The organism is Bartonella harrusi, assembly GCF_024297065.1.
In the GTDB taxonomy this organism is placed as follows: domain Bacteria; phylum Pseudomonadota; class Alphaproteobacteria; order Rhizobiales; family Rhizobiaceae; genus Bartonella; species Bartonella harrusi.
Genome location: NZ_CP101114.1, coordinates 1,726,325 through 1,750,314, shown reverse-complemented (window position 1 = coordinate 1,750,314; position 23,990 = coordinate 1,726,325). Strand labels below are relative to the sequence as shown.

At 43.2% G+C, this 23,990-nt stretch carries 21 protein-coding genes and 6 pseudogenes; 23 read left to right on the top strand and 4 right to left on the bottom strand.

Annotated elements, in window-relative coordinates; genetic code table 11:
- Positions 1 to 254 precede the first annotated feature (254 nt).
- The 5 genes and pseudogenes from NMK50_RS08090 to NMK50_RS08070 all read left to right on the top strand — a co-directional run bounded on the left by NMK50_RS08090 (position 255) and on the right by NMK50_RS08070 (position 3,852).
- Positions 255 to 601 (top strand): annotated as a pseudogene (locus NMK50_RS08090) (helix-turn-helix domain-containing protein).
- A 278-nt stretch (positions 602 to 879) separates the two neighbouring features.
- The gene (locus tag NMK50_RS08085; RefSeq protein ID WP_254770043.1) at positions 880 to 1,242 is read left to right on the top strand and encodes a helix-turn-helix domain-containing protein; all 363 of its coding nucleotides are present in this window, start codon (positions 880 to 882) and stop codon (positions 1,240 to 1,242) included.
- Between the two features lie 611 nt (positions 1,243 to 1,853).
- Entirely contained in the window at positions 1,854 to 2,210 is a 357-nt protein-coding gene (locus tag NMK50_RS08080; RefSeq protein ID WP_254770042.1) for a helix-turn-helix domain-containing protein, read from the top strand.
- Positions 2,211 to 2,859: 649 nt separating this feature from the next.
- Positions 2,860 to 3,208 (top strand): annotated as a pseudogene (locus NMK50_RS08075) (helix-turn-helix domain-containing protein).
- 281 nt (positions 3,209 to 3,489) lie between these two features.
- A complete protein-coding gene (locus tag NMK50_RS08070; RefSeq protein ID WP_254770041.1) occupies positions 3,490 to 3,852 on the top strand; it encodes a helix-turn-helix domain-containing protein in 363 nt (120 codons plus the stop codon).
- Between the two features lie 103 nt (positions 3,853 to 3,955).
- Here the strand turns inward: NMK50_RS08070 and NMK50_RS08065 are convergent, their stop codons facing one another.
- Positions 3,956 to 4,270, bottom strand: a complete 315-nt coding sequence (locus NMK50_RS08065; RefSeq protein WP_254770040.1) for a helix-turn-helix domain-containing protein — start codon at positions 4,268 to 4,270, stop codon at positions 3,956 to 3,958.
- 277 nt (positions 4,271 to 4,547) lie between these two features.
- Between NMK50_RS08065 and NMK50_RS10645 the strand changes: the two are divergent.
- Positions 4,548 to 4,618, top strand: a pseudogene (locus NMK50_RS10645) (DUF4102 domain-containing protein); the annotation flags it as partial.
- A 345-nt stretch (positions 4,619 to 4,963) separates the two neighbouring features.
- Positions 4,964 to 7,585, top strand: coding sequence for an ATP-dependent chaperone ClpB (gene clpB, locus NMK50_RS08060; protein ID WP_254770039.1), 2,622 nt, complete (start codon positions 4,964 to 4,966; stop codon positions 7,583 to 7,585).
- Between the two features lie 485 nt (positions 7,586 to 8,070).
- On the opposite strand, the pseudogene NMK50_RS08055 reads toward clpB, so the two are convergent.
- Positions 8,071 to 8,442: pseudogene (locus NMK50_RS08055) on the bottom strand (helix-turn-helix domain-containing protein).
- Between the two features lie 275 nt (positions 8,443 to 8,717).
- Positions 8,718 to 9,068: pseudogene (locus NMK50_RS08050) on the bottom strand (helix-turn-helix domain-containing protein).
- A gap of 800 nt (positions 9,069 to 9,868) precedes the next feature.
- Between NMK50_RS08050 and NMK50_RS08045 the strand changes: the two are divergent.
- From NMK50_RS08045 to NMK50_RS08030, 4 genes and pseudogenes are all read left to right on the top strand, one after another.
- Positions 9,869 to 10,197, top strand: a pseudogene (locus NMK50_RS08045) (hypothetical protein).
- 56 nt (positions 10,198 to 10,253) lie between these two features.
- The gene (locus NMK50_RS08040) at positions 10,254 to 10,433 is read left to right on the top strand and encodes a hypothetical protein (protein WP_254770038.1); all 180 of its coding nucleotides are present in this window, start codon (positions 10,254 to 10,256) and stop codon (positions 10,431 to 10,433) included.
- Positions 10,434 to 10,543: 110 nt separating this feature from the next.
- Positions 10,544 to 10,684, top strand: a complete 141-nt coding sequence (locus NMK50_RS08035) for a hypothetical protein (RefSeq protein WP_254770037.1) — start codon at positions 10,544 to 10,546, stop codon at positions 10,682 to 10,684.
- Between the two features lie 108 nt (positions 10,685 to 10,792).
- Complete coding sequence (locus tag NMK50_RS08030; RefSeq protein WP_254770036.1) at positions 10,793 to 10,939, top strand: hypothetical protein; 147 nt, start codon at positions 10,793 to 10,795, stop codon at positions 10,937 to 10,939.
- A 790-nt stretch (positions 10,940 to 11,729) separates the two neighbouring features.
- Here NMK50_RS08030 and NMK50_RS08025 read toward each other — a convergent pair.
- A complete protein-coding gene (locus NMK50_RS08025) occupies positions 11,730 to 11,990 on the bottom strand; it encodes a hypothetical protein (RefSeq protein ID WP_254770035.1) in 261 nt (86 codons plus the stop codon).
- 540 nt (positions 11,991 to 12,530) lie between these two features.
- On the opposite strand from NMK50_RS08025, the gene NMK50_RS08020 reads away from it, so the two are divergent.
- The 12 genes from NMK50_RS08020 (at position 12,531) to bgtE (ending at position 23,724) form a co-directional block, all read left to right on the top strand.
- On the top strand, positions 12,531 to 12,872 hold the full coding sequence (locus tag NMK50_RS08020) for a hypothetical protein (RefSeq protein ID WP_254771221.1): 342 nt from the start codon (positions 12,531 to 12,533) through the stop codon (positions 12,870 to 12,872).
- Positions 12,873 to 12,945: 73 nt separating this feature from the next.
- Positions 12,946 to 13,116, top strand: coding sequence for a hypothetical protein (locus tag NMK50_RS08015; protein WP_254770034.1), 171 nt, complete (start codon positions 12,946 to 12,948; stop codon positions 13,114 to 13,116).
- A gap of 108 nt (positions 13,117 to 13,224) precedes the next feature.
- A complete protein-coding gene (locus NMK50_RS08010; RefSeq protein WP_254770034.1) occupies positions 13,225 to 13,395 on the top strand; it encodes a hypothetical protein in 171 nt (56 codons plus the stop codon).
- Between the two features lie 110 nt (positions 13,396 to 13,505).
- On the top strand, positions 13,506 to 13,643 hold the full coding sequence (locus tag NMK50_RS08005; RefSeq protein WP_254770033.1) for a hypothetical protein: 138 nt from the start codon (positions 13,506 to 13,508) through the stop codon (positions 13,641 to 13,643).
- 110 nt (positions 13,644 to 13,753) lie between these two features.
- Positions 13,754 to 13,909 (top strand): hypothetical protein, encoded by a 156-nt coding sequence (locus NMK50_RS08000; RefSeq protein ID WP_254770032.1) that lies wholly within the window; start codon positions 13,754 to 13,756, stop codon positions 13,907 to 13,909.
- 198 nt (positions 13,910 to 14,107) lie between these two features.
- Complete coding sequence (locus NMK50_RS07995) at positions 14,108 to 15,433, top strand: PBSX family phage terminase large subunit (RefSeq protein WP_254770031.1); 1,326 nt, start codon at positions 14,108 to 14,110, stop codon at positions 15,431 to 15,433.
- On the top strand, positions 15,434 to 17,281 hold the full coding sequence (gene bgtI, locus NMK50_RS07990; protein WP_254770030.1) for a BaGTA-type gene transfer agent portal protein BgtI: 1,848 nt from the start codon (positions 15,434 to 15,436) through the stop codon (positions 17,279 to 17,281).
- 1,001 nt (positions 17,282 to 18,282) lie between these two features.
- Entirely contained in the window at positions 18,283 to 18,450 is a 168-nt protein-coding gene (locus NMK50_RS07985; RefSeq protein WP_254770029.1) for a hypothetical protein, read from the top strand.
- Between the two features lie 19 nt (positions 18,451 to 18,469).
- The gene (locus tag NMK50_RS07980; protein ID WP_254771220.1) at positions 18,470 to 19,309 is read left to right on the top strand and encodes a hypothetical protein; all 840 of its coding nucleotides are present in this window, start codon (positions 18,470 to 18,472) and stop codon (positions 19,307 to 19,309) included.
- Between the two features lie 548 nt (positions 19,310 to 19,857).
- Positions 19,858 to 20,976: a BaGTA-type gene transfer agent major capsid protein gene (bgtG, locus tag NMK50_RS07975; RefSeq protein ID WP_254770028.1), complete on the top strand. Its 1,119-nt coding sequence runs from the start codon at positions 19,858 to 19,860 to the stop codon at positions 20,974 to 20,976.
- Between the two features lie 119 nt (positions 20,977 to 21,095).
- On the top strand, positions 21,096 to 21,788 hold the full coding sequence (locus NMK50_RS07970; RefSeq protein WP_254770027.1) for a hypothetical protein: 693 nt from the start codon (positions 21,096 to 21,098) through the stop codon (positions 21,786 to 21,788).
- A 472-nt stretch (positions 21,789 to 22,260) separates the two neighbouring features.
- Positions 22,261 to 23,724 (top strand): gene transfer agent protein BgtE, encoded by a 1,464-nt coding sequence (gene bgtE / locus NMK50_RS07965; protein WP_254770026.1) that lies wholly within the window; start codon positions 22,261 to 22,263, stop codon positions 23,722 to 23,724.
- The last annotated feature ends 266 nt before the right edge of the window (positions 23,725 to 23,990 follow it).

The window sequence follows — 23,990 nt, the reverse complement described above, 5'->3', positions numbered from 1 at the left end:
TTCTTGCCAATTCTCTGAAACTACTTTACAGCTTAAAGGTAATTTTGATCGTAGACGCAACGATCAACAGGGACAATAAGCCCTAAACCCTAGCGTACAATTGAACTCACTTTTGCGGGCGTCTCGGGATTCCGGGAGCTTTTGCTATGTCCAGGTGCCACAAGCACTAAAAGCAAAAACTGACTCGGATTCAGTACCTTTAACTCCCGGAATACCAATGCGAGGGCGCTCGCAACCGGAGGGGGGCTTTTAAAGTGCAAAAAAATCCGCATTTTAACGATATTTCTATCGGCAAGAAAATTCGCTTAAGAAGAGAAATGATAGGGATTTCTCAAAAACAATTAGGCAACCAATTGGGAATAACCTTTCAACAAATCCAAAAATACGAAACAGGCTTCAATCGTGTAAGCGCAGGATATTTACTAGAAATCGCTCAAAAATGAGAAGTTCCCATGAGCTTTTTTATGCCGATATTGTAACAAAAGAAAATATTGTAACAAAAGAAAATACCCCATACCATAATCAAGAAACCTACAGCGAAAAAGAACAGGCTCTTGTAAAAAACTTTAGAGAGCTCAAAGCGAAAAAACAAACGGTATAACAGAATAAGAAATATTTTAATTTTTCTTGCCAATTCTCTGAAACTACTCTATTGATGGGCTTGTGTTTTTGATCGTCCACGCAACGGTCAAATAGGGAGTTGAAGACCCGAAAACTCGTACATAAATTTATCCCGCTTTGCGGATATCCCGGAATTCCGGGAGTTTTTGCTATGTCCAGGTGCCAAAAGCACTAAAAGCAAAAAGCTGATTCGAGTTCAGTATTTTCAACCTCCCGGAATACCAATGCGAGGGCGCTCGCAACCGGAGGGGGCTTTAAGTGCAAACCAAAAATCCGCATTTTAACGATATTTCTATCGGCAAGAAAATTCGCTTAAGAAGAGAAATGATAGGGATTTCTCAAAAACAATTAGGCAACCAATTAGGAATAACCTTTCAGCAAATCCAAAAATATGAAACAGGCTTCAATCGTGTAGGAGCAGGACGCTTGCAAGAAATTGCCAACATACTGGATGTTCCTATTTCCTTTTTTTATACCGAAATCTCGACAAAGACAAAAGAGAATATCTCATACCCTCTTGATGAAGGCATATCGAGCAAAGAGGAATATTTACTTTTGAAAAGTTTCAGGATGCTCAAAACGAAAAAACAAAAAGCAATTTTGTGGTTGATTTCTGAGTAAAATAAAATTTTACTTACATTGCTTATGAGAATCCATCTGCCGCGCGACGAATGAAGAAGCTTTTAGAAGATTCTGTACGACTATGAGCTGAACATCCATACTTATACCGCCAAAGTGAGAGAGTCCGGGATTGCGAGAAGTTTTAGCGCATCCAAATTATCTTATATTGTACAGAGTCAACTGAAAAACAAAGAGAAATCACCTCTGTAGTCCATGCTCGCCGTGCATTTCCTACCTCAACCTGACTTTAAAAAAGCTATCGCTTCTCAAACGCTAAAAACTCTTTTTTATACCGATAGTTAATATATCAACAAAAAGATTTAAAAGGCGGATAGCCTCTCATTATAAAATAAATTTTATTGCAATTTCCTGAAATTACTTTATGAGTGAATGGATATTTTGATCGTAGACGCAACGATCAAAGGGGGTCCAAAAAGCCCTAGTTCGAGAATATAAAACAACCCATCTTTTGGGAATCCCAGTGTTCTGGGAGTTTTTGTTATGTCCAGGTGCGATAAGCACTAAAAGCAAAAAACTGACTCGAACTCAGTACTTTTTGGCTCCCAGAATACCAATGCGAGGGCGCTCGCACCCGGTCGGGGGGCTTTAGAGTGCAAGACAAAAATCCACATTCTAACGATATTTCTATAGGCAAGAAAATTCGCTTAAGAAGAGAAATGATGGGAATTTCTCAAAAACAACTAGGCAACCAATTAGGAATAACCTTTCAACAAATCCAAAAATATGAAACAGGCTTCAATCGTGTAGGGGCAGGACGCTTGCAAGAAATTGCCAACATACTGGATGTTCCTATTACCTTTTTTTATACCGAAATCTCGACAAAAGAGAATATTTCATACCCTCTTGATGAAGGCATATCGAGCAAAGAGGAATATTTGCTTTTGAAAAGTTTCAGGATGCTCAAAACGAAAAAACAAAAAGCAATTTTGTGGTTGATTTCTGAATAAAATAAAATTTTACTTACATTGCTTATGAGAATCCATCTGCCGCGCGACGAATGAAGAAGCTTTTAGAAGATTCTGTACGACTATGAGCTGAACATCCATACTTATACCGCCAAAGTGAGAGAGTCCGGGATTACGAGAAATTTTAGCGCATCCAAATTATCTTATATTGTACAGAGTCACGGAAAAAACAAAGAGAAATCACCTCTGTAGTCCATGCTCGCCGTGCATTTCCTACCTCAACCTGACTTTAAAAAAGCTATCGCTTCTCAAACGCTAAAAACTCTTTTTTATACTGATAGCTGATATATCAACAAAAAGATTTAAAAGGCGGATAGCCTCTCATTAAAAACGAGTTTTTAAAAAACAAGTTTTATAAGTAAAAAATTATTATTCTTGCCAATTCTCTGAAATTACTTTATGAGTAAAAGAGTAACTTTGATTGTATACGCAACGATCAATAGGGGTTTGAAAGCCCGAATGTTTGGTACATAAATATCAATCCCATTATGTGGGAATTCCCGGATTTCCGGGAGCTTTTGCTATGTCCAGGTGCGATGAGCACTAAAAGCAAAAGGCTGATCCAAACTCAGTGCTTTCAAACTCCCGGAATACCAATGCGAGGGCGCTCGCAACCGGAGGGGGCTTTAGAGTGCAAACCGAAAATCCACATTTTATCGACATGTTGATAGGTAAAAGAATCCGCCATAGACGCATTTCAATGGGGTTTTCTCAAAAGGAATGAGGAAGCCATTGAGGTGTTAGTTTCCAACAAATCCAAAAATACGAAACAGGCTTCAATCGTGTAAGAGCAGGATATTTACTAGAAATTGCTCAAAAATGAGAAGTTCCCATGAGCTTTTTTATGCCGATATTGTAACAAAAGAAGATATTGCGACAAAGAAGATACCTCACACCATAATCAAGAAACCTACAGCGAAAAAGAACAGGCTCTTGTGAAAAACTTTAGAGAGCTCAAAGCGAAAAAACAAACAGTATAACAGAATAAGAAATATTTTAATTTTTCTTGCCAATCTCCTGAAACTACTTTACAGCTTAAAGGTAATTTTGATCGTCCACGCAGCGACCAAGAGGGATTAAAGGTCCTAAATCCGAGCGTACAATTGAACCCACTCTTGTGGGCGTCCCGGGATTCCGGGAGATTTTGCTATGTCCAGGTGCCACAAGCACTAAAAGCAAAAGGCTGATCCAAACTCAGTGCTTTCAAACTCCCGGAATACCAATGCGAGGGCGCTCGCACCCGGTCGGGGGAGCTTTTAAAGTGCAAACCAAAAATCCGCATTTTAACGATATTTCTATCGGCAAAAAAATTCGCTTAAGAAGAGAAATGATGGGAATTTCTCAAAAACAATTAGGCAACCAATTAGCAATAACCTTTCAACAAATCCAAAAATACGAAAAAGGCTTCAATCGTGTAGGGGCAGGACGCTTGCAAGAAATTGCCAACATACTGGATGTTCCTATTTCCTTTTTTTATACTGAAATCTCGACAAAGACAAAAGAGAATATCTCATACCCTCTTGATGAAGGCATATCGAGCAAAGAGGAATATTTACTTTTGAAAAGTTTCAGGATGCTCAAAACGAAAAAACAAAAAGCAATTTTGTGGTTGATTTCTGAATAAAATAAAAATCTTAAAATAATTTCTTGCTAAAAAACAAATCATCCTATAACCTTTTAAAAGGAAGAAGTTGTTAGTATGAATACCCCTCCCCGCAGAGAATATCTTATTTCGACTTCTTTCCTTTTAAAGATGCAAACTGAATCCGTTTGAGTTCTTTATCTACTTTTTCCTTAAGTTCACGGTAGCGAATGATAAACATTCGCAAATCAATTCCCCTGGTAGAGACCGTATATCGTTCATTGTCATCTGTATGTTGTCGACCGGAATATCCACAATCCCATATTACAATTAACCCAGCAGTATATAAACCTGAAAGAAGTCTACTCATACGCCCTGGACTACGATAAGAACAAATCTCTTGATTAGCCACAAATAAAATAGGAACTCCCGCTTTTCTAAAGGCTTTATCAGGTAGCATTTCTCATAAGCGTAAAGATGGTGGTGCGCAATGGAAAGGACACAATGGGAAAGAGATGTTTCTATACTCTCTTCTCGCGGTGAGGTTGTATGCTTCTAAAGACCAAGAGCTGTTGCAATATTGGCGGGCGGTAAAGCGTAGATAGTGCGGGCTTGCATCTTCATAAGTGTAAAGATGGTGGTGCGCAATGGAAAGGATACAATGGAAAAGAGGTGTTTCTATACTCTCTTCTCGCGGTGAGGTTGTATGCTTCTAAAGACCAAGAGCTGTTGCAACATTGGCGGGCGGTAAAGCGTAGATGGTGCGGGCTTGCATCTTCATAAGCGTAAAGATGGTGGTGCGCAATGGAAAGGATACAATGGGAAAGAGGTGTTTCTATACTCTCTTCTCGCGGTGAGGTTGTATGCTTGATTTCATGGGGATGCTTGAAAAGGTGTGTCTTGCGGTGGGGTGAGTGAGGGACACAGAGGTACAGAGTAGAAAAGCACCGGTTTTATTGAAAAATGTGAAAGTGTTCCTTTTCCCTCTTGCTATGGGGTGTGTGAGAACCCATATGCATTTAAAGACGAATAAAAGACGTTCGCTCTTCTTCAGGCTGCTTCGTTTGTGGTGTTTGTACGGTTTGATTGGCCGTGAGGAGGGTGGTTTGGAGCGTTAAGGTGTGGTGGTGGTCTTTAAGGGTAAGGAAAAAAAATGAACTTGGAAAAATACAGCGAACGGTTACAGGGGTTTCTGCAAACAGCACAAAATCATGCTCTCTCTTCTGACCATCAACAGTTTTTGCCAGAACATTTCCTCAAAGTGTTGTTAGAAGATCCGCAAGGATTGGCAGCGTCTCTCATTCAAAGAGCCGGTGGTGATCTCTCCCTCATGCAAAAGGCACTCAAAGAGTCTCTGGAGGCTTTGCCAAAAGTACAAGGCGGAAATGGACAGCTTTATTTATCGCAGCCATTGGCAAAGGTTTTCACCATGGCCGAAGATATCGCACAAAAAGCCGGTGATCAGTTTGTAACCGTGGAGCGGATGCTGCAAGCGCTGCTTATGGAAAAATCTGCCAAAACTGCTGATATTTTAACAAAGGGGGGACTAACCCCTCAAGCGCTTAATCAAGTCATTAATGATTTGCGTAAAGGAAAAACCGCAACGAGCCCCCATGCGGAAAGCCAATATGAGGCTTTGAAAAAATATGCCCGCGATTTGACAAAAGATGCCCGCGAAGGAAAATTAGACCCCGTCATTGGGCGAGAAGAAGAAATTCGCCGTACCATTCAGGTGCTTTCACGGCGCACCAAAAATAATCCCGTATTGATCGGTGAGCCTGGGGTGGGGAAAACTGCTATCGTTGAAGGTTTGGCTTTGCGCATTGTCAATGGTGATGTGCCGGAAACTTTGCGCGATAAGCAGCTCTATGCCCTTGATATGGGGGCGCTTATTGCGGGGGCAAAATATCGCGGGGAATTTGAAGAACGCCTCAAAGCGGTGCTGGCTGAGGTGCAAGCCGAAAATGGGCAGATCATTCTGTTTATTGATGAATTGCATAATCTCGTTGGAGCTGGAAAATCCGATGGTCCTATGGATGCTTCTAACTTGCTTAAACCTGCTTTGGCACGCGGTGAACTCCATTGTGTGGGTGCAACGACACTTGATGAATATCGCAAATATGTGGAAAAAGATGCCGCTCTGGCACGGCGCTTCCAGCCTGTCTTTGTGCCTGAGCCAACGCTGGAGGATACAATCTCTATTTTGCGTGGTATCAAAGAAAAATACGAACAACATCATAAAGTACGCTTGGCGGATAGTGCTTTGGTTGCAGCGGCAAGGCTCTCTAACCGTTATATTACAGATCGTTTCTTGCCTGATAAAGCCATTGATCTTATTGATGAAGCAGCAGCACGCTTGCGCATGCAGGTCGATTCAAAACCCGAAGAACTCGATGCCCTTGATCGGCGTATCTTACAGTTGAAAATTGAACGTGAAGCTTTGAAAACAGATGTGGAACCAACGGCGAAAACACGTTTGCAATCCGTGCAGGATGAACTGAAAATATTGGAACAGCAGTCTGCTGAAATGACAACCGCTTGGCAGGCCGAAAAACAAAAATTAGGGCATGCTGCCGATTTGAAAAAACAGTTGGAAGAAGCACGCAATGCTTTGGCGATTGCACAACGTGATGGTCAATTCCAACGGGCGGGAGAATTAGCCTATAGTGTCATTCCGCAGCTCGAAAAACAATTGAGTATAGCGGAAAATGATGATCAACAAAATCATTTGGTAGAAGAAACCGTTACGGCTGAACATATTGCGCGCATTGTTTCACGCTGGACGGGAATTCCCGTTGATCGGATGCTTGAAGCTGAACGAGAAGCACTGTTGCGGATGGAAGATGAAATTAGTACCCGTGTGGTTGGGCAGGGAGAAGCTGTGCAAGCTATTGCTCGTGCTGTACGGCGTGCACGCGCGGGGCTGCAAGATCCCAATCGTCCTCTCGGTTCTTTCATGTTTTTGGGACCTACCGGTGTGGGAAAAACCGAATTAACCAAAGCGCTTGCAGCGTTTCTTTTTCAAGATCCCAATGCCATGTTGCGCATTGATATGTCTGAATATATGGAAAAACACGCTGGAGCACGCTTGATTGGTGCACCGCCTGGATATGTCGGATATGAAGAAGGAGGCGTGCTTACCGAAGCGGTTCGCAGAAGACCTTATCAGGTCATTCTCTTTGATGAGATTGAAAAAGCCCATCCTGATATTTTTAATCTCTTGCTCCAGGTTTTGGATGAGGGGCGCTTGACTGATAGTCAAGGACGGACTGTGGATTTTCGCAATACCTTGTTGATTATGACCTCAAATCTTGGGGCTGAGTTTTTAACCGCTTTGCCTGAAGGGCAATCAACAGATCAGGCAAAAAATGATGTCATGAATGTGGTAAAAGCTGCTTTTCGTCCTGAATTTCTCAATCGTATTGATGAGATTATTCTCTTTCAAAGATTGCAACGTCACGATATGGAGGCAATCGTTGATATTCAGATACAACATTTGCAAAATTTGCTTGATGAACGCAAAATAACGTTGCAAATCGAACCAGAAGTACGACAATTCCTTGCTGATAAAGGCTATGATCCCCTTTATGGTGCACGTCCCCTCAAACGCATTATCCAAAAAGAAATACAAGATCCGCTTGCGGAAAAGATTTTATTTGGAAAAATTCACGATGAATCAACCGTGAAAATTGCCAAAGAAGGAGAGAAGTTGGTATTCCTGCCTGGCAAACAAGACACAGAGAAAAAAGAACCCCAAGAATCTGGAAAAGAATGAACAAGAGTCTTGAAAGGAATGAAAAGGAAGGGCTTCGAAAAAGACTGTTTGAAAATGATGGCCTTTTAAAAGGGCCCTCTTAAAATGACGCTCGTTAAAAATGTAAATGTCACGAAAGGCTGCGCAATGATGGTAAGATAAAGAGGGGGATAACAAGGTAAAGAGGGGGATAATAAAATAAAGGGGGAGACAATGATAAAGAGATAAGGGGAGGAGGCATATAAAAAGTTAACAAGGTCAATCTAAACGAGTATCATAATGACACAAGGAATTGTGCGTTTAGAACAGATGAGATCTTCTGATAAGATTTTGTGAAAGTGGTGGGGTTCTTCCAAAGGTTTTGGTATTTATTATCCTATGATGTCATAAATTGGTGCTGTAAACCGTTTTTTGAGATGTGGTGGTATCAGGCGGGCAAGGCTTTCGGCAGAGGGGGATATTGGCAAATAATATTGATGAGTTAAGATTGATGAGTGCTCTTTTGCCTAATCAGAAATCAACCACAGAACTGCTTTTTGTTTTTTCGCTTTGAGCTCTCTAAAGTTTTTCACAAGAGCCTGTTCTGTTTCGCTGTAGGTTTCTTGATTATGGTATGGGGTATTTTCTTTGGTCGCAATATCTTCTTTTGTCACAATATCGGCATAAAAAAAGCTCATGGGAACTTCTCATTTTTGAGCGATTTCTAGTAAACATCCTGCGCTTACACGATTGAAGCCTTTTTCGTATTTTTGGATTTGTTGGAAACTGACACCACAATGGCTTCCTAATTCCTTTTGAGAAAGCCCCATTGAAATGCGTCTATGGCGGATTCTTTTACCTATCAATATGTCGATAAAATGTGGATTTTTGGTTTGCACTTAAAGCCCCCTCCGGCTGCGAGCGCCCTCGCATTGGTATTCCGGGAGTAACAAGTACTGAATCCGAGTCAGCTTTTTGCTTTTAGTGCTTTTGGCACCTGGACATAGCAAAAACTCCCGGAATCCCGGGACGCCCACAAGAGTGGGTTCAATTGTACGCTCGGATTTAGGGCTTGTTGTCCCTCTTGATCGCTGCGTAGACGATCAAAATCACTTTTAAAATGTAAAGTAGTTTCAGGAGATTGGCAAGAAAAATTACAATATTTCTTATTCTGTTATACCGTTTGTTTTTTCGCTTTGAGCTCTCTAAAGTTTTTTACAAAAGCCTGTTCTTTTTCGCTGTAGGTTTCTTGATTATGGTACGAGGTATTTTCTTTGGTCGCAATATCTTCTTTTGTCACAATATCGGCATAAAAAAAGCTCATGGGAACTTCTCATTTTTGAGCGATTTCTAGTAAACATCCTGCGCTTACACGATTGAAGCCTTTTTCGTATTTTTGGATTTGTTGGAAACTGACACCACAATGGTTTCCTCATTCCTTTTGAGAAAGCCCCATTGAAATGCGTCTATAGCGGATTCTTTTACCTATCAACATGTCGATAAAATGTGGATTTTTGGTTTGCACTTAAAGCCCCCTCCGGTTGCGAGCGCCCTCGCATTGGTATTCCGGGAGTTTGAAAGCACTGAGCTCAGTCAGCCTTTTGCTTTTAGTGCTCATGGCACCTGGACATAGCAAAAGCTCCCGGAATTCCGGGATACCCGCAAAGCGGGATAAATTTATGTACTGAGCGTTCGGGCTTTCAAATCCCTATTTGACCGTTGCGTGGACGATCAAAAACACAAGCCCATCAATAGAGTAGTTTCAGGAGATTGGCAAGAAAAATTACAATATTTCTTACTCTGTTATGCCGTAAAATAGGGTTGTTTGAGAGGCGGTAATCTGATGTTAGTAGGGGAATTTACTGGCTAACAGGTTGGATTATCGTTTAAAATCGGTGCGGGGTGGAAGCTTTATTCCGCAGAGAAATGTTTGCTTTTTGAAGTCGAATTGTAGATCAGAGCTTACCTAGCGTGTTTGATGAAACACTATTCGTTGAAGTGTGGGATAGCCGTATGAAATAATCAGCAGGGAAATCTGATAGACGAGCAATCAGATGATTGACAGACCAGTGTTGATAGAGCAGCACGGGGTGGTGGTATGGAGGTTTCGTTTGGCTTTATTCTGTAATGATGTAAAAGCGTAAAAACGTAAAAACGTTGATCTGTAAAATAATGCGGAGAATTTGTGCTTTGTGCGTGTTTTTTATCTTTTAGGCTATGTCCCCCATTTTTTAAATGGCTGGTTGCTCTCGAAATTTCCTTACTGATTTTCATGGCATTTTTTGTGCCTGAGGCTTGGGTTTCTCTTTAATTAGAAGGAATATGATGATGGTAGATGAACATTGTCTTCCCTTACGTCGAAGAGGGCGGAAAAAAGGGGCTTTGAATAAAACAACAAGGCGGTTTAATGAGGCTCTTCTTACAGCTGCTGAGCAAGCCGGATATCACTATGCTGAGGATGGGCTGGTTTCTTATCTGCAATATCATGCTCTCAATAATCTTGTGCCTTTTTTTCGCTTCTTGCGAAGGTTTTACCTCTGCAAGTGACCGGAGAGGCTGGGGGTGAGGTTAAAGCCATTTCGCGTGTTGAAATTGTGCCCATGGTTACAAAAAATGCGGTTGCAAAAGATGCGGCGCTTGACGAAGATTCATGAAACGGCTGTTTGTATGAGGATGTGCTGTGGTGGTGAGGTATTTGGAGAGCGCTGTGATGGTGACGTGGGTGCTTGAGGATATGGTAGTGAAGGTTCGTGCTGATGAGAGGCTTCGTGGTGGTGTTGGCAATGATGGCTGTATGCTGCTCGCTGCTGGAGAGGATGGGGGTAATAAGCCGTTTTGCGTGTTGAGATTGTGCCAATGGTTACAAAAGATGCGGTTAAAAAAGATATGATTACAAAAGATGGGGTGCTGGACGAAGATTCATGAGGCGGTTGCTTGTGTGTGAGGGTGTGCCGTGGTGAGGAATTGGGGTGTTTGAAGAGCGCTGTAGGGTGATGGCGCGTGATGTTTGAGAGCGCCCGTGTGGAAGTTTGTGCTGATGAGAGGCTTCGTGATGGTGTTGGCAATGATGGCTGTATGCTGCTCGCTGCTGGAGAGGATGGGGGTAATAAGCCGTTTTGCGTGTTGAGATTGTGCCGGTGAGTGCAAAAGATGGGGTGCTGGACGAAGATTCATGAGGCGGTTGCCTAGGTGTGAGGGGGCCGTGGTGAGGAATTGGGGTGTTTGAAGAGCGCTGTGGGGTGATGGCGCGTGATGTTTGAGGATGCTCATGTGGAAGTTTGTGCTGATGAGAGGCTTCGTGGTGGTGTTGGCAATGATGGCTGTATGCTGCTCGCTGCTGGAGAGGTTGGAGGTAATGCGCTCTTTCGCATGTTAGGATTATGTTGGTGGTTGTAAAAGATATGATTGCAAAAGATGTGGTGTTTGAAGATATGCTGATGAGGTGGTTCCTTGTGTAAGAGCCCATCATGGTAGAGAATTGGGATGATTAGGGGGGAGCACCGTGATGATGACGTGTGGTGCTTGAGGACGTGGTGAATTAGGAGTGTTTCGAAAGTGCCTATAAAAAACAAAAAATGATGGTGGAAACATAAAAAACTTGACAAGGTAAATCTCAAGAGGTATCATAATGATACAATCCGAATTGTGCGTTTTTAACAAAGAGGATGAAATAAGAGGGAAAGATATAAGAGGGGAGAATAAAAGTAAGAGGGCGGTGGGTAACCAAAGAAGACGCCTTATTACATAAGAAAAAATCCCTTTAAAATGCTCTTTCGAAAGTGCCACACTTAAAGAGAATATGCTAATCCCTGAGAGATAGAACCTAAGGGACGGAATTTACGGATGCACTTGAGAAAACCTTTTACTTGAGAAAACCTTTTAAAAGTGCTCTTGTAAGGATTAAAAACTCTCTTGTAAAAAAATATGTGTGAAGTGTAAATTTGTAAAATATAAAAAACGTAAACTTGTAAAATGTAAAAAAAACCTCGTAAAGAGAAGCGTTTTTTGTCTTTTACCGAGAGCCTTTTTTCTAGTGTCTATAAATTCTCAGATCTCGTGTTTGCAAATCTTGTGCCTGCCATAATAATGACTTGCTCAGAATGGTAAATTATGTGCTCTCTAAGAGAAAAATGACAGCGGCAGGGAATGGTTCGTTTCAAAACCTCATTTGATAATCTAGCGAATTTTATTGCTTGAGCAGCGATTGTATGCGTAAACTCGATAGAAGCATCAATGCATTTTTGTAAGGTTCAAAAATTTGCTGCTTGAGGGTTTGCTGCTTGAGGGTTTGCTGCTTGAGGGTTTGCTGCTTGAGGGTTTGCTGCTTGAGGGTTTGCTGCTTGAGGGTTTGCTGCTTGAGGGTTTGCTGCTTGAGGGTTTGCTGCTTGAGGGTTTGCTGCTTGAGGGTTTGCTGCTCGAGGGTTTGTAAGGGAGGTCTTTTTCTCAAAAGGGGAGATCTTTTAAAAAGTCCCTTAAAAAGTCCCTTAAAAAGTCCCCTTAAAAAGTCTTTGTCTGATGATCTATTTTGTTCATCCTTTGGTTTGGTGACTTTGCTGTATATTTAAGCAAAGAGGGGGGATGAGGGTAAGTTTTTTGCGTTTTTTATGAGAGAAATCTCTTTTTGTTTTCTCGCAGATGTCTTTTCTTTTTAAAGAGCGTTCTTCTCGTGCTTTTTTTACTTTTTATGCATCCTTTGTTGAGGATGAAAAGGAAAATAGAGCTCTTTCTTTAAAGAATAAAGAGAATGATCGTAAGAAGAGCGAGAAGCCTGTAATAAATAAGGCATAAAGACTTGCACTCAATTACCAGGCCAAAGGATGAGCAAAGTGGATCCTCAAAGTGCCTACGCTCTTTCAATGGTTTTGACCTTTTAATCATTTGCTCTTTTCACAAAAGGTTTTTGATTATTTTTGAAATTCTGGGGTTGATTTTTACACTCTTTTTTATGTCGTAGGATGCGCTTTTCTTTATTTGAAGGAACATCATGATGGCAAATGAACATTCTCTTCCTTTACGCCGAAGGGGGCGGAAAAAAGCCGCTTTGAATAAAACAACAAAGCGCTTTAATGAAGCCCTTCTTACAGCTGCTGAACAAGCCGGATATCACTATGGTGAGGATGGTCTGGTCTCTTATCTCCAATATCATGCCCTCAATAACCCTGTGCCTTTTTTTTCGCTTCTTGCAAAGGTTTTGCCTTTGCAAGTTACTGGAGAGGCTGGGGGTGAGGTTAAAGCCATTTCGCGTGTTGAAATTGTGCCGGTGGTTGCAAAAGATGCGGTTACAAAAGATATGATTGCGAAAGATGGGGTGCTGGACGAAGATTCATGAGGTGGTTGCCTAGGTGTGAGGGGGCCGTGGTGAGGAATTGGGGTGTTTGAAGAGCGCTGTGGGGTGATGGCGCGTGATGTTTGAGGATGCTCATGTGGAAGTTTGTGCTGATGAGAGGCTTCGTGGTGGTGTTGGCAATGATGGCTGTATGCTGCTCGCTGCTGGAGAGGATGGGGGTAATAAGCCGTTTTGCGTGTTGAGATTGTGCCAATGGTTACAAAAGATGCGGTTACAAAAGATATGATTGCGAAAGATGGGGTGCTGGACGAAGATTCATGAGGCGATTGCCTGGGTGTGAGGGGGCCGTGGTGAGGAATTGAGATTTTTGGAGAGCGCTGTGGGGTGATGGCGCGTGATGTTTGAGGATGCCCATGTGGAAGTTTGTGCTGATGAGAGGCTTCGTGGTGGTGTTGGCAATGATGGCTGTATGCTGCTCGCTGCTGGAGAGGATGGGGGTAATAAGCCGTTTTGCGTGTTGAGATTGTGCCAATGGTTACAAAAGATGCGGTTACAAAAGATATGATTGCGAAAGATGGGGTGCTGGACGAAGATTCATGAGGCAGTTGCTTGGGTGTGAGGGCGTGCCGTGGTGAGGAATTGGGGTGTTTGAAGAGCGCTGTGGGGTGATGGCGCGTGATGTTTGAGAGCGCCCGTGTGAAAGTTTGTGCTGATGAGAGGCTTCGTGGTGGTGTTGGCAATGATGGCTGTATGCTCGCTACTAGAGAGGATGGGGGTAATAAGCCGTTTTGCGTGTTGAGATTGTGCCGGTGAGTGCAAAAGATGGGGTGCTGGACGAAGATTCATGAGGCGGTTGCTTGTGTGTGAGGGTGTGCCGTGATGAGGAATTGGGGTGTTTGAAGAGCCCTGTAGGGTGATGGCGCGTGATGTTTGAGGATGCCCATGTGGAAGTTTGTGCTGATGAGAGGCTTCGTGGTGGTGTTGGCAATGATTGCTGTATGCTCGCTGCTGGAGAGGCTGGGGGTAATAAGCCATTTCGCGTGTTGAGATTGTGCCAATGGTTACAAAAGATGCGGTAAAAAAAGATATGATTACAAAAGATGGGGTGCTGGACGAAGATTCATGAGGCAGTTGCTTGGGTGTGAGGGCGTGCCGTGGTGAGGAATTGGGGTGTTTGAAGAGCGCTGTGGGGTGATGGCGCGTGATGTTTGAGGATGCCCGTGCGAGGTGTATGTTTGAGATTGCTAGTATCTGAGATTTGTAGTGTTTGAGGTTTCATGACAACGGCGCAAATTGCTCTTATTCCAAAGTTGCTTCCTGTTTTTACTGGAAAAGCTGATGTGCGGGCTGCTTGGGGAGGACGCGGGTCTGGAAAAACACGTTCCTTTGCTCTCATGTCTGCTGTGGTTGGATATCGGCATGGGAAGGCTGGAGAACGCGGGATTATTCTTTGTGCGCGGCAATTTCAAAATTCACTCAATGAAAGCTCATTGGAAGAAATTAAACGGGCTATAGAAACCTATCCTTTTTTGCAAGAGTATTATGAAATTGGCGATAAATATATTAAGTCAAAAGATGGACGTATCGTTTATGTCTTTGCTGGTCTTGATCGTAATATTGCAAGTATTAAATCAATGGGGCGGGTGTTCCTTTGTTGGGTGGATGAGGCGGAACCAGTGACGGAAACCGCTTGGCAAACCCTCATTCCAACTTTGCGCGAAGAAGGAAAAGATTGGAATGCCGAATTATGGGTGACATGGAACCCGTGCCGAGAAAACGCCCCCGTGGAAAAACGTTTCCGAAATGTTGATGATCCCAATATCAAAGGTGCTGAAATTAATTGGCGGGATAATCCTCAATTTCCTGAAAAATTAAACCGAGACCGAAAAGCCGATTTAGCACAACGACCTGAGCAGTATCATCATATTTGGGAAGGCGGATATATGCAAGCTGTGCAAGGGGCTTATTATCAAAAAGCACTGCTGGAAGCCGAACAGGAGGGGCGGATTACTACTGTTCCACGTGATCCACTCATGCAGGTCAAAATCTTTTGGGATATTGGCGGAACAGGGGCAAAGGCAGATGCTACCGCACTATGGGTGGCGCAATTTGTTGGGCGGGAAATCCGTGTCCTTGATTATTATGAAGCGCAGGGACAACCCCTCTCAGAGCATGTGGGATGGGTGTTTCAAAGGGGATATGATAAGGCTCTGATGGTTTTGCCCCATGATGGCGCTACCAAAGATCGGGTTTATAATGTGAGTTTTGAAAGTGCCCTCCAACAGGCTGGGTTTCAAACCAAAGTGATTCCTAATCAAGGGGTAGGGGCTGTCAAAATGCGTATCGAAGCCGTAAGGCGATTGTTTCCCGCCATATGGTTTAATCGCGAAACAACGCACGCGGGGCGAAAAGCGCTCGCTTGGTATCACGAAAGGCGTGATGAACAACGCAATATCGGATTGGGTGCTGAACATGATTGGGCAAGCCATGGGGCCGATAGCTTCGGACTCATGTGTGTGGCTTATGAACAACCACAGAGCAGACCAAAAAAAAGTGTTTATCGCTCGTTTCACCATTCTCAAACTTCATGGATGGCTTTTTAAATGAATATTTCTACCAATTCTTTTGATCCCTTGGAGAGCCTTGAAAATCAGGCGCTCTTTAAAAAACTCGTGGGCTGGTATCATGATGATATTGCCCATGTGGAAAAATGGCGAAAAAATGCCCAAGAAGACTATGATTTTTATAATGGTCGCCAATGGAATGAACAAGATCTTGCCGTGTTGCGTGAACAAAACAGACCCGTCATGACCTTTAACCGGATTGCACCTTTGATTAATGCGGTGATTGGTACAGAGCGCAATAACAAACGACAAGTGCAATTTATTCCACGGCAAGAAGGTGCTGCTTTTGCCAACCAGATCCTCACCGGGGCAGCCGAATGGTTTCGTGATGAGGCTGGGGGAGAGTATGAGGATTCTGATGCCTTTCAAGATGCTATCATTTGCGGAATGGGTTGGACAGATACGCGCCTTGATTATGAAGAAGAGCCGCAAGGAAAACCCGTCATTGCAAGATTAGATCCCATGAAAATGGTCTGGGATGCAAGTGCGGTGAAGCCAAATCTCATTGATGCACAGCACTTGTGGTATATTGATGAAAAGCCTTTGGATGTCGCGAGGGAAATGTTCCCTCATGTCCATTGGAGTGATCTGAATGCCGATTGGGTGAAAAATCATACATTTTTCCATCAAAATGCCAATGGCAATACGCAAAGCTATTGTGGAGAGAGCGAGGAGGAGAGCAGTTATCAACAGCCTAAAATGGTCACATTGGCTGAATGCCGCTGGTTTGAACGCGAGGTCGTTTATAAAGTCCTTGATCCATTAAGTGGAAAATTTACCGATTATACAGAACAAGAGTTCCAAAAACTAAGCAAAGATTTTCCTGGCATTCAAGCAACACGATTGACGAGAAAAGTTGTAAAACGTGCCTTTTTGGGGCGAAAATTGCTCGAAGCACCCGATAAGCCTTTGGTGCCACCTCATCAATTGGGGTGGGAATGTATTACCGGAACGTTCGATAAGTTAAGCCGGCAATTTTATGGGATTGTAAAACCTACAAAAGATCCACAACGCTGGGCAAATAAATATTTTAGTCAAGTGATGCATTTGCTTAATAGTCAGTCAAAAGGCGGAATTATGGCTGAACGCGATGCTTTCGATGATGATCGTCAGGCCGTGGAAAGCTGGGCGCGTGCCGATAGTATTACGTGGTTGAAAAGTGGTGCGGTCTCGGGGGGAAGAATCCAGCCTAAACCGGTGGCACAATTCCCACAAGGATTCTTCCAGCTGTTTAATGAAGCAAAGAGTGCACTCGAACAAGTGACTGGATTGTCTTCTGAATTTATTGGAACAAGGGCGGTCAACCAACCAGGAATTCTTGAAGAACAACGTAGGCAATCGTCACTCAATTTGTTGGCTTCTTTCTTTGATGGTTTACGGCGTTATCGCCAACGACAGGGAAAAATTATCCTCTATCTTATTCAAAATTATCTCTCTGATGGGCGGTTGGTGCGTATTGCTGGTGAGGAAAACGCTCAATATGTGCCGCTAACACGAGAAATGATCACAAGTTTGGAATATGATATTGTCGTTGATGATGCACCGACAAGTCTTAATGAAAAAGAGCGGACATTCGCAATTATTATGCAATTGCTTCCTTTGATGCAAAATTTCGCAACACCAGAGATTATGCTCGATCTGTTACGCTATTCACCTTTGCCAGCATCGTTGATCCATAAAATCGCCATCAAGACGCAAACGCAAAGTCAAGAGGAACAAAATGCGGCTTCACTAGAGGGCGCCGATGCTGGAGCTGGAATGCCTGCAAATGTTGATGTCGAAAGTATGGTACAGGCTCTTTTGCAAAGAGCACATGGGCAAGAGTAAAGGGCTGTCTTTGAAAAGAGAGCCTCCAAATTGCACATACAAAACCTAGAGAAGCAAAGCGCTCTTGTGCAAACGAGGGGTTCATGCTGGAGCTGCTGGGGGCATGAGGGAATGGAGGCGTTGGTGCTGACTCTTTTGCAAAGAGCGCATGGGCAAGAGTAAAGGGCTGTCTTTGAAAAGAGAGCCTCCAAATTGCACATACAAAACCTAGAGAAGCAAAGCGCTCTTGTGCAAACGAGGGGTTCATGCTGGAGCTGCTGGGGGCATGAGGGAATGGAGGCGTTGGTGCGGACTCTTTTGCAAAGAGCGCATGGGCAAGAGTAAAGGGCTGTCTTTGAAAAGAGAGCCTCCAAATTGCACATGCAAAACCTAGAGGAGCAAAGCGCTCTTGTGCAAGCGAGGGGTTCATGCTGGAGCTGCTGGGGGCATGAGGGAATGGAGGCGTTGGTGCGGACTCTTTTGCAAAGAGCACATGGGCAAGAGTAAAGGGCTGTCTTTGAAAAGAGAGCCTCCAAATTGCACATGCAAAACCTAGAGGAGCAAAGCGCTCTTGTGCGAGGACGGGCCCATGCTGGAGCTGCTGGGGGTATGAGGGAATGGAACCGTTGGTGCGGACTCTTTTGCAAAGAGCACATGGGCAAGAGTAAAGGGCTGTCTTTGAAAAGAGAGCCTCCAAATTGCACATACAAAACCTAGAGAAGCAAAGCGCTCTTGTACAAGCGAGGGGTTCATGCTGGAGCTGCTGGGGGCATGAGGGAATGGAACCGTTGGTGCGGACTCTTTTGCAAAGAGCACATGGGCAAGAGTAAAGGGCTGTCTTTGAAAAGAGAGCCTCCAAATTGCACATGCAAAACCTAGAGAAGCAAAGCGCTCTTGTGCAAGCGAGGGGTTCATGCTGGAGCTGCTGGGGGCATGAGGGAATGGAGGCGTTGGTGCGGACTCTTTTGCAAAGAGCACATGGGCAAGAGTAAAGGGCTGTCTTTGAAAAGAGAGCCTCCAAATTGCACATGCAAAACCTAGAGGAGCAAAGCGCTCTTGTGCGAGGACGGGCCCATGCTGGAGCTGCTGGGGGTATGAGGGACTGGAACCGTTGGTGCGATTTGTTTCGTAAAGAGTACATGTGTGAAGAAAAATGGCGCTCTTCGAAAAGAGAGCATTTTATTGTTTGAAAAAGAAAAGGCTAAAAATATGGATCAAGAACATTTAACACCAGCAGAACAAAAGCAATTGCAACAGGGCGGGTTTTCAGGAGTTGGACAGCAAGAAAACACTGAAGTTGGAGCAGAAGAAAAGGCAAAAACTCTGGAAGAAAATTTCCAAATGCATCAAAATGGATATCAACAACAACGGTCATTGCAAGAAAAGACACAAGAAGATACACAAGAAGAAACATTGGCAAAAGATGTTCAAAAGGTACTTGCCGGTGAGACACCACCAGATCCAAAAGAAGATTTTATGGGCTATATACAATGGTTAGGAAAAGCTCTCTATAAACAAGGAGCGCTGCTCTCTGAACAATCCCCTGCTCCTGAACAATTTTCTGCCAATGTTCCTGAAGCAGAGCAGTTGCATAATTTCTATCAGCACTCTGTTGCCGGTGTTAAACAGAAATATCATGATTTTGATGAAGCAGCCGATTTTATTTATGATACGCGGGCTAAGCAGTTGGCTGCTTATGCTTCGCTCTATCCTGAAATGGCCGATCCAAATGTTGTCGATGTTTTGATTGGCAATGAATTGAAGCAAATCGTACAAGATTGTGCGAAAAAAAAGCAAAATCCTGGTGAAGTGATCTACTCTATTGCACAAAAAATTGGCTATACAAGTGCTGCAAATAATCTTGGTGAAAATTTGCAAGAAAGACATAATTCTGCACGCACACTTGCTGCTTATAATGGTTTGACCCCAAGTGGTCCCATTTCTTTGGATATGCTCGACAAAATGTCGGAGGTAGAATTTAGTCATTGGGTGAGTGATCCCAAAAATAAAGCCGCGTTTAACCGCTTAATGGGGGGAGGAGAGCGCTAAAACAGAATGGGAAGAGGATGCTTAGATGAAATGAGGGCTCTTGAAGCAGATGTTTGTAAAAAAGGTCAAATGCAATGAGGGGAAGCGTGAATGCGCAAAGGCATGGAGAAAATCTCTCAAAGGGACAAGCGTTCGTTATGAAGTAAGGGCGCGGTATTTAAAAAGAGCATCATGTAAAATCAATCATAAAACGAATGGGGCTATCCTTCTATACGAAAAAAGAGAAGTGTTACTTTTTAAACCTTTTTTGCTTTTTTTTACTCGGAGGAGGGGGAGCTCTAAAGTGGTCGTTGTGAAGAGAACCTGGATAAGAATGGGAACTCTTGATGCCGATAGCGGTGAAAAAACACAAACGGGATGAGGCGGAGATTTTTTCTGAATGCAACAGCGCGTGGAGAAGATCTCGCAAAGGGGGAGAAGTAGACTTTCAACAAATAGCACACAAAATATGCAACAAAAAATCCACCCTCTGAAAATCAGAAATGTGGAATTTCAATAGCCGGTAAATGCCCGGCTTTTTTTATGTCAACAAACTTTTAGAGGATAAAATGACCGTAACTTATATCGGAATTAATGACCCAATGGCAGTGCGTACATGGTCTAAACTATTGAACCAGGAAGTTTCAAAAGCAATTCCTATTGCACCATTGATTGGCAATGATTCCAATAGTATCGTTCAATTAAAAGATGAAACAACCAAAGCAAGTGGAGATGCTATTAGCTTTGGTTTGCGCGTACAGTTACTTGGAGATGGAGTGAGTGAAGGACAGGCTCTTGAAGGCAATGAAGAAGCCCTCCAATTTCTCAATGACCGTTTGGCGATTAATGAACTCGTTCATGCTGTGCGTGTCAAAAATGAAGGAACAATCGATCAGCAACGCATTCTCCATGATTTGCGTACCGAAGCCAAAAATGGCTTGGTCGATTGGTATGCTGATCGTTTGAGTATGATGTTCTTTATTCAGGTCTGTGGTTATACAGCAAAAACTCTTAACTTTGAGGGACGCTCTATTACACTCAAACCTGTGCATTATGGATTTAATGCGCCAACTGCACCAACCGATAAACGCATTATACGCCCTAATGGAAAAACAAAAGATGAAGATTTGAAAGAGGATGATTTTTTTGATCTCAGTTTGATTGATAAAGCTGTTGAACGCGCTAAGTTGGCAAATCCCAAAATTAGACCCGTACGTATTGAGGGGGAAAATGTCTATGTGCTTTATCTGCACCCAACGCAAGTAACCCAATTGCGGACCAATACAGACGACGGACAATGGCTGGATATTACCAAAGCAATCTATAGTGGAAGCCGTCTTAAAAATCCACTCTATGATGGATCGCTTGGCATGTATAACGGTGTCGTCTTGCGTGAAGCCGAACATGTCACCGAAGGTGTGGAATCTGGTACGACAAACAAGGCTGTGCCAAATGTGCGCCGTGCTGTCCTCTTGGGAGCGCAAAGTGCTGTCATCGCTTTCGGGAAAGACCGGGGGGAGACACGCTATAAATTGGTCGAAGAGCTGTTTGACTATGAACGTGAGTTCGGGGTGGCCGCTAAAACCATTATAGGGATGAAAAAAACCTGCTACAATTTGCCAGGAAGTAAGCAAGGTATTCAGGATTTCGGTACTATCGTTATCCCAACCTATGGAACACCTGCTTAAAGACGTTGCCTTAAAGTTGCTGCGTGTGTGTAAAAATTTTCCCCCAACATCTTTTTGTTGGGGGAAAATTAAAAGCATAATATTAAAAAGGCTACATGATAAAAGGATTATAATTGCTTATGCCCATTCCATCCACTGATGCCAATGATCTTAATCACACATATTTGAGCCATTCTAAAACTTTTTCTCACATGGTGGCTCTTATTCAAGATGAAATTGATGATACAACGGCTGAATATTCTACGCAAATTCAGGATTCTATTGTGAACGCTTTGCGTTTGTGTGAACGTGAACCGCTTTTTTTTAATGAAAAAAGAGAAGCAACCTTTAAAACACAAAGTAGTAAAATGTGGTATGGGAAAGAAGAGGGCGTTTTTATTGAAAAAACAGCAGATTTAGAAGCTGTCTTTTTGGGAAGAGATGCTGCAACACAAATGCCGTTGCTTTTTAAATCCGTTGAGGCATTGCAACAACAATATGGAGAACAACCTCCACAGGGAAATCCTCTTTTTTACACCTGCCGTAATCAAAAAATAGGACTCTTTCCAACACCAAAACAGATTGAAACCATACGGCTTGTTTACGCATCTTTCCGTTTTGGCGATGAAGGGGTGCGTGAAGAAAATCCTTGGTTTATCCATGCCTTTGATCTTATTAAAGCGCGTGCAAAATATGAACTCTATAAAAATATCCTTAAAGATCCTGAATATGCGGCTGTCTCTTTTAGAGACTATCAAGAACAGTTGCAAACTTTGCGCTTTGAAACATCACGTCGCAAAGGGGCTGGAAATATTCTGCCAACGCAATTTTAAAAGGCTTTTCATTGCTTTGTGTTGAGGAGGCGGTAGGTGGTGAAGGGTTGTGGGTATTGATGGCGGGATGTTGAGGGCATTTCCTTTGCGGAAAGTTCTATGCTGTTCTCTCAAGAGTTATGCTTTTATGATAGAGCCTCGTGAATTGGCTCTTTTGGTGATAAAAAAAACAGCCTTGGTGATTTGAAACATCACGCCGCAAAGGGGGTGGAAATATTCTCCCAATGCAATTTTAAAAGGCTTTTCATTGCTTTGTGTTGAGGAGGCGGTAGGTGGTGAAGGGTTGTGGGTATTGATGGCGGGATGTTGAGGGCATTTCCTTTGCGGAAAGTTCTATGCTGTTCTCTCAAGAGTTATGCTTTTATGATAGAGCCTCGTGAATTGGCTCTTTTGGTGATAAAAAAAACAGCCTTTGTGATTTGAAACATCACGTCGCAAAGGGGCTGGAAATATTCTATTCATGGGGGTCTCAATGGCTTTTTTCCCAATCGCGGATTATCGACCTGATGTCGCTGACATCAATGGCATCTTTACTGATGAACTTATTAATGTGTTGCCGGCCGATGGGTCCTATATCCCTATGCCAAGCTTTACACCTCTTTCAGAACCTTGTCCTGATCGTATTTTAGGCGCTCTTGCTGTTAAAACAAAAAATGGGGTGTCTATTATTGTTGGGACACCACAAAAAATCTACCTTCTCGATAATACAACAATGCGGTGGAAAGATATTAGCCGAAAGGAAAGGCCCTATTTTGCCAATATTGATGCTCCATGGTCGTTCGCTTTGTTTGGTGATTATGTTATTGCTGTTAATGCCAATGATAAACCACAAGTGATCGATCTTAATCGTGACAAAAAATTTAGAAATTTGGGCGGGAATCCTCCGCAAGCAGGTATCGTGCGGGTGTGGGGGGATTTCGTCTGTCTGATGAAATTAACAGAGCATCCAAGACGCGTTCATTGGTCGGGGTTGAATGATGCTGAATTTTGGACCGTCGGAAAAAAAAGCTGCGATTATCAAGACTTTCCTGATGGCGGTTTTGTGCAAGGAGCTACCGAAACAACAAATCCAATCATCTTTATGCGCTCCGCTATCTATGCCGGATCTTTTATCCCAGGCTCTAAGATTATCTTCAGTTTCCAAAAAATACACGATAAACGGGGTGCAAAAAATGCCGAATCTATCGTTTGTCGAGGGGATCTTGCCTTCTTTGCTGATGAGGGCGGATTTTATCAGATGACCAATGAGGGACAGATTATACCTATCGGCTTTGAAAAAGTAGATAGAACGATGACAGCAAAATCGAATAGTAATAATCTCTACACGCTTTCTGCCGCTATCGATGGGGTGTATAATCGCGTTTATTGGATGATCAATACCGATGATACTGTGCAAAAACATATCTTACTCATTTATGATTGGGGGTTGCAAAAATGGACCAAAGCAACTGTAGATCTCAAAATGGTTTTGCCCATTTTCTTGGCTGGGACAACGCTCGAGGCTCTTGATCGCATTTCAAAAAATATTGATGATCTCTCCTTTTCTCTCGACAGTAAAGCTTGGAGAAATGAAGCACCTATTCTTGGTGCCTTTGATCATCAGGGAAGACTTGGTTCCTTTTCTGGTAAGCCTATGGCTTGTGTGGTGACATCACAGGAGATGGGGCAAACAAATGGTATGATCACACGGGTGAAAAATATTATGCCTCAAGTCAATAGTGGAGAGTTCACTTTATCGGTGGGAATGCGTTTGCGGCAATCCCTTGAGGAAGAAACTGTTTGGTTGCCGGAAAAAAAGCCTTCTTATAATACAGGGCAAATTCATTCTCGGGCAAGGGCGCGTTTTTATCGCTTTAAATTGCGTATTCCTGAAGGCGTGAATTGGACGCATGTCACGGGATTTGATGTGGAATTGAAGGCTGCCGGCATGCGATAGAGCATGCCGCTTAAATAAAGAGCATGCGATAGAGCATGCCACTTAAATAAAGGAGCATGCGATAGAGTATGGCGCTTAAACAGAAAAGTATGCGATAGAGCGTGGGCATTTGAATAGGGAGCCGTGTTGTAGAGCGTAGGGGCTCCTGGAGAAGGAGCGTTTGGTTAGGGCACGGGGACTTGAAAAGAGCATGCGGGTACGGGCTTTTTTAATGGAAGGGGGCGGTGGTGTGCTTCTTTTGAGAACACGTTAAGGTGGTTTTATAA

Coding starts and splice junctions, on each gene's coding strand:
- NMK50_RS08065 (WP_254770040.1), bottom strand. CDS start 4,270: ATGCTACCTGATAAAGCCTTTAGAAAAGCGGGAGTTCCTATTTTATTT.
- clpB (WP_254770039.1), top strand. CDS start 4,964: ATGAACTTGGAAAAATACAGCGAACGGTTACAGGGGTTTCTGCAAACA.
- NMK50_RS08040 (WP_254770038.1), top strand. CDS start 10,254: ATGGTGACGTGGGTGCTTGAGGATATGGTAGTGAAGGTTCGTGCTGAT.
- NMK50_RS08020 (WP_254771221.1), top strand. CDS start 12,531: ATGGCAAATGAACATTCTCTTCCTTTACGCCGAAGGGGGCGGAAAAAA.
- NMK50_RS07995 (WP_254770031.1), top strand. CDS start 14,108: ATGACAACGGCGCAAATTGCTCTTATTCCAAAGTTGCTTCCTGTTTTT.
- bgtI (WP_254770030.1), top strand. CDS start 15,434: ATGAATATTTCTACCAATTCTTTTGATCCCTTGGAGAGCCTTGAAAAT.
- NMK50_RS07980 (WP_254771220.1), top strand. CDS start 18,470: ATGGATCAAGAACATTTAACACCAGCAGAACAAAAGCAATTGCAACAG.
- bgtG (WP_254770028.1), top strand. CDS start 19,858: ATGACCGTAACTTATATCGGAATTAATGACCCAATGGCAGTGCGTACA.
- NMK50_RS07970 (WP_254770027.1), top strand. CDS start 21,096: ATGCCCATTCCATCCACTGATGCCAATGATCTTAATCACACATATTTG.
- bgtE (WP_254770026.1), top strand. CDS start 22,261: ATGGCTTTTTTCCCAATCGCGGATTATCGACCTGATGTCGCTGACATC.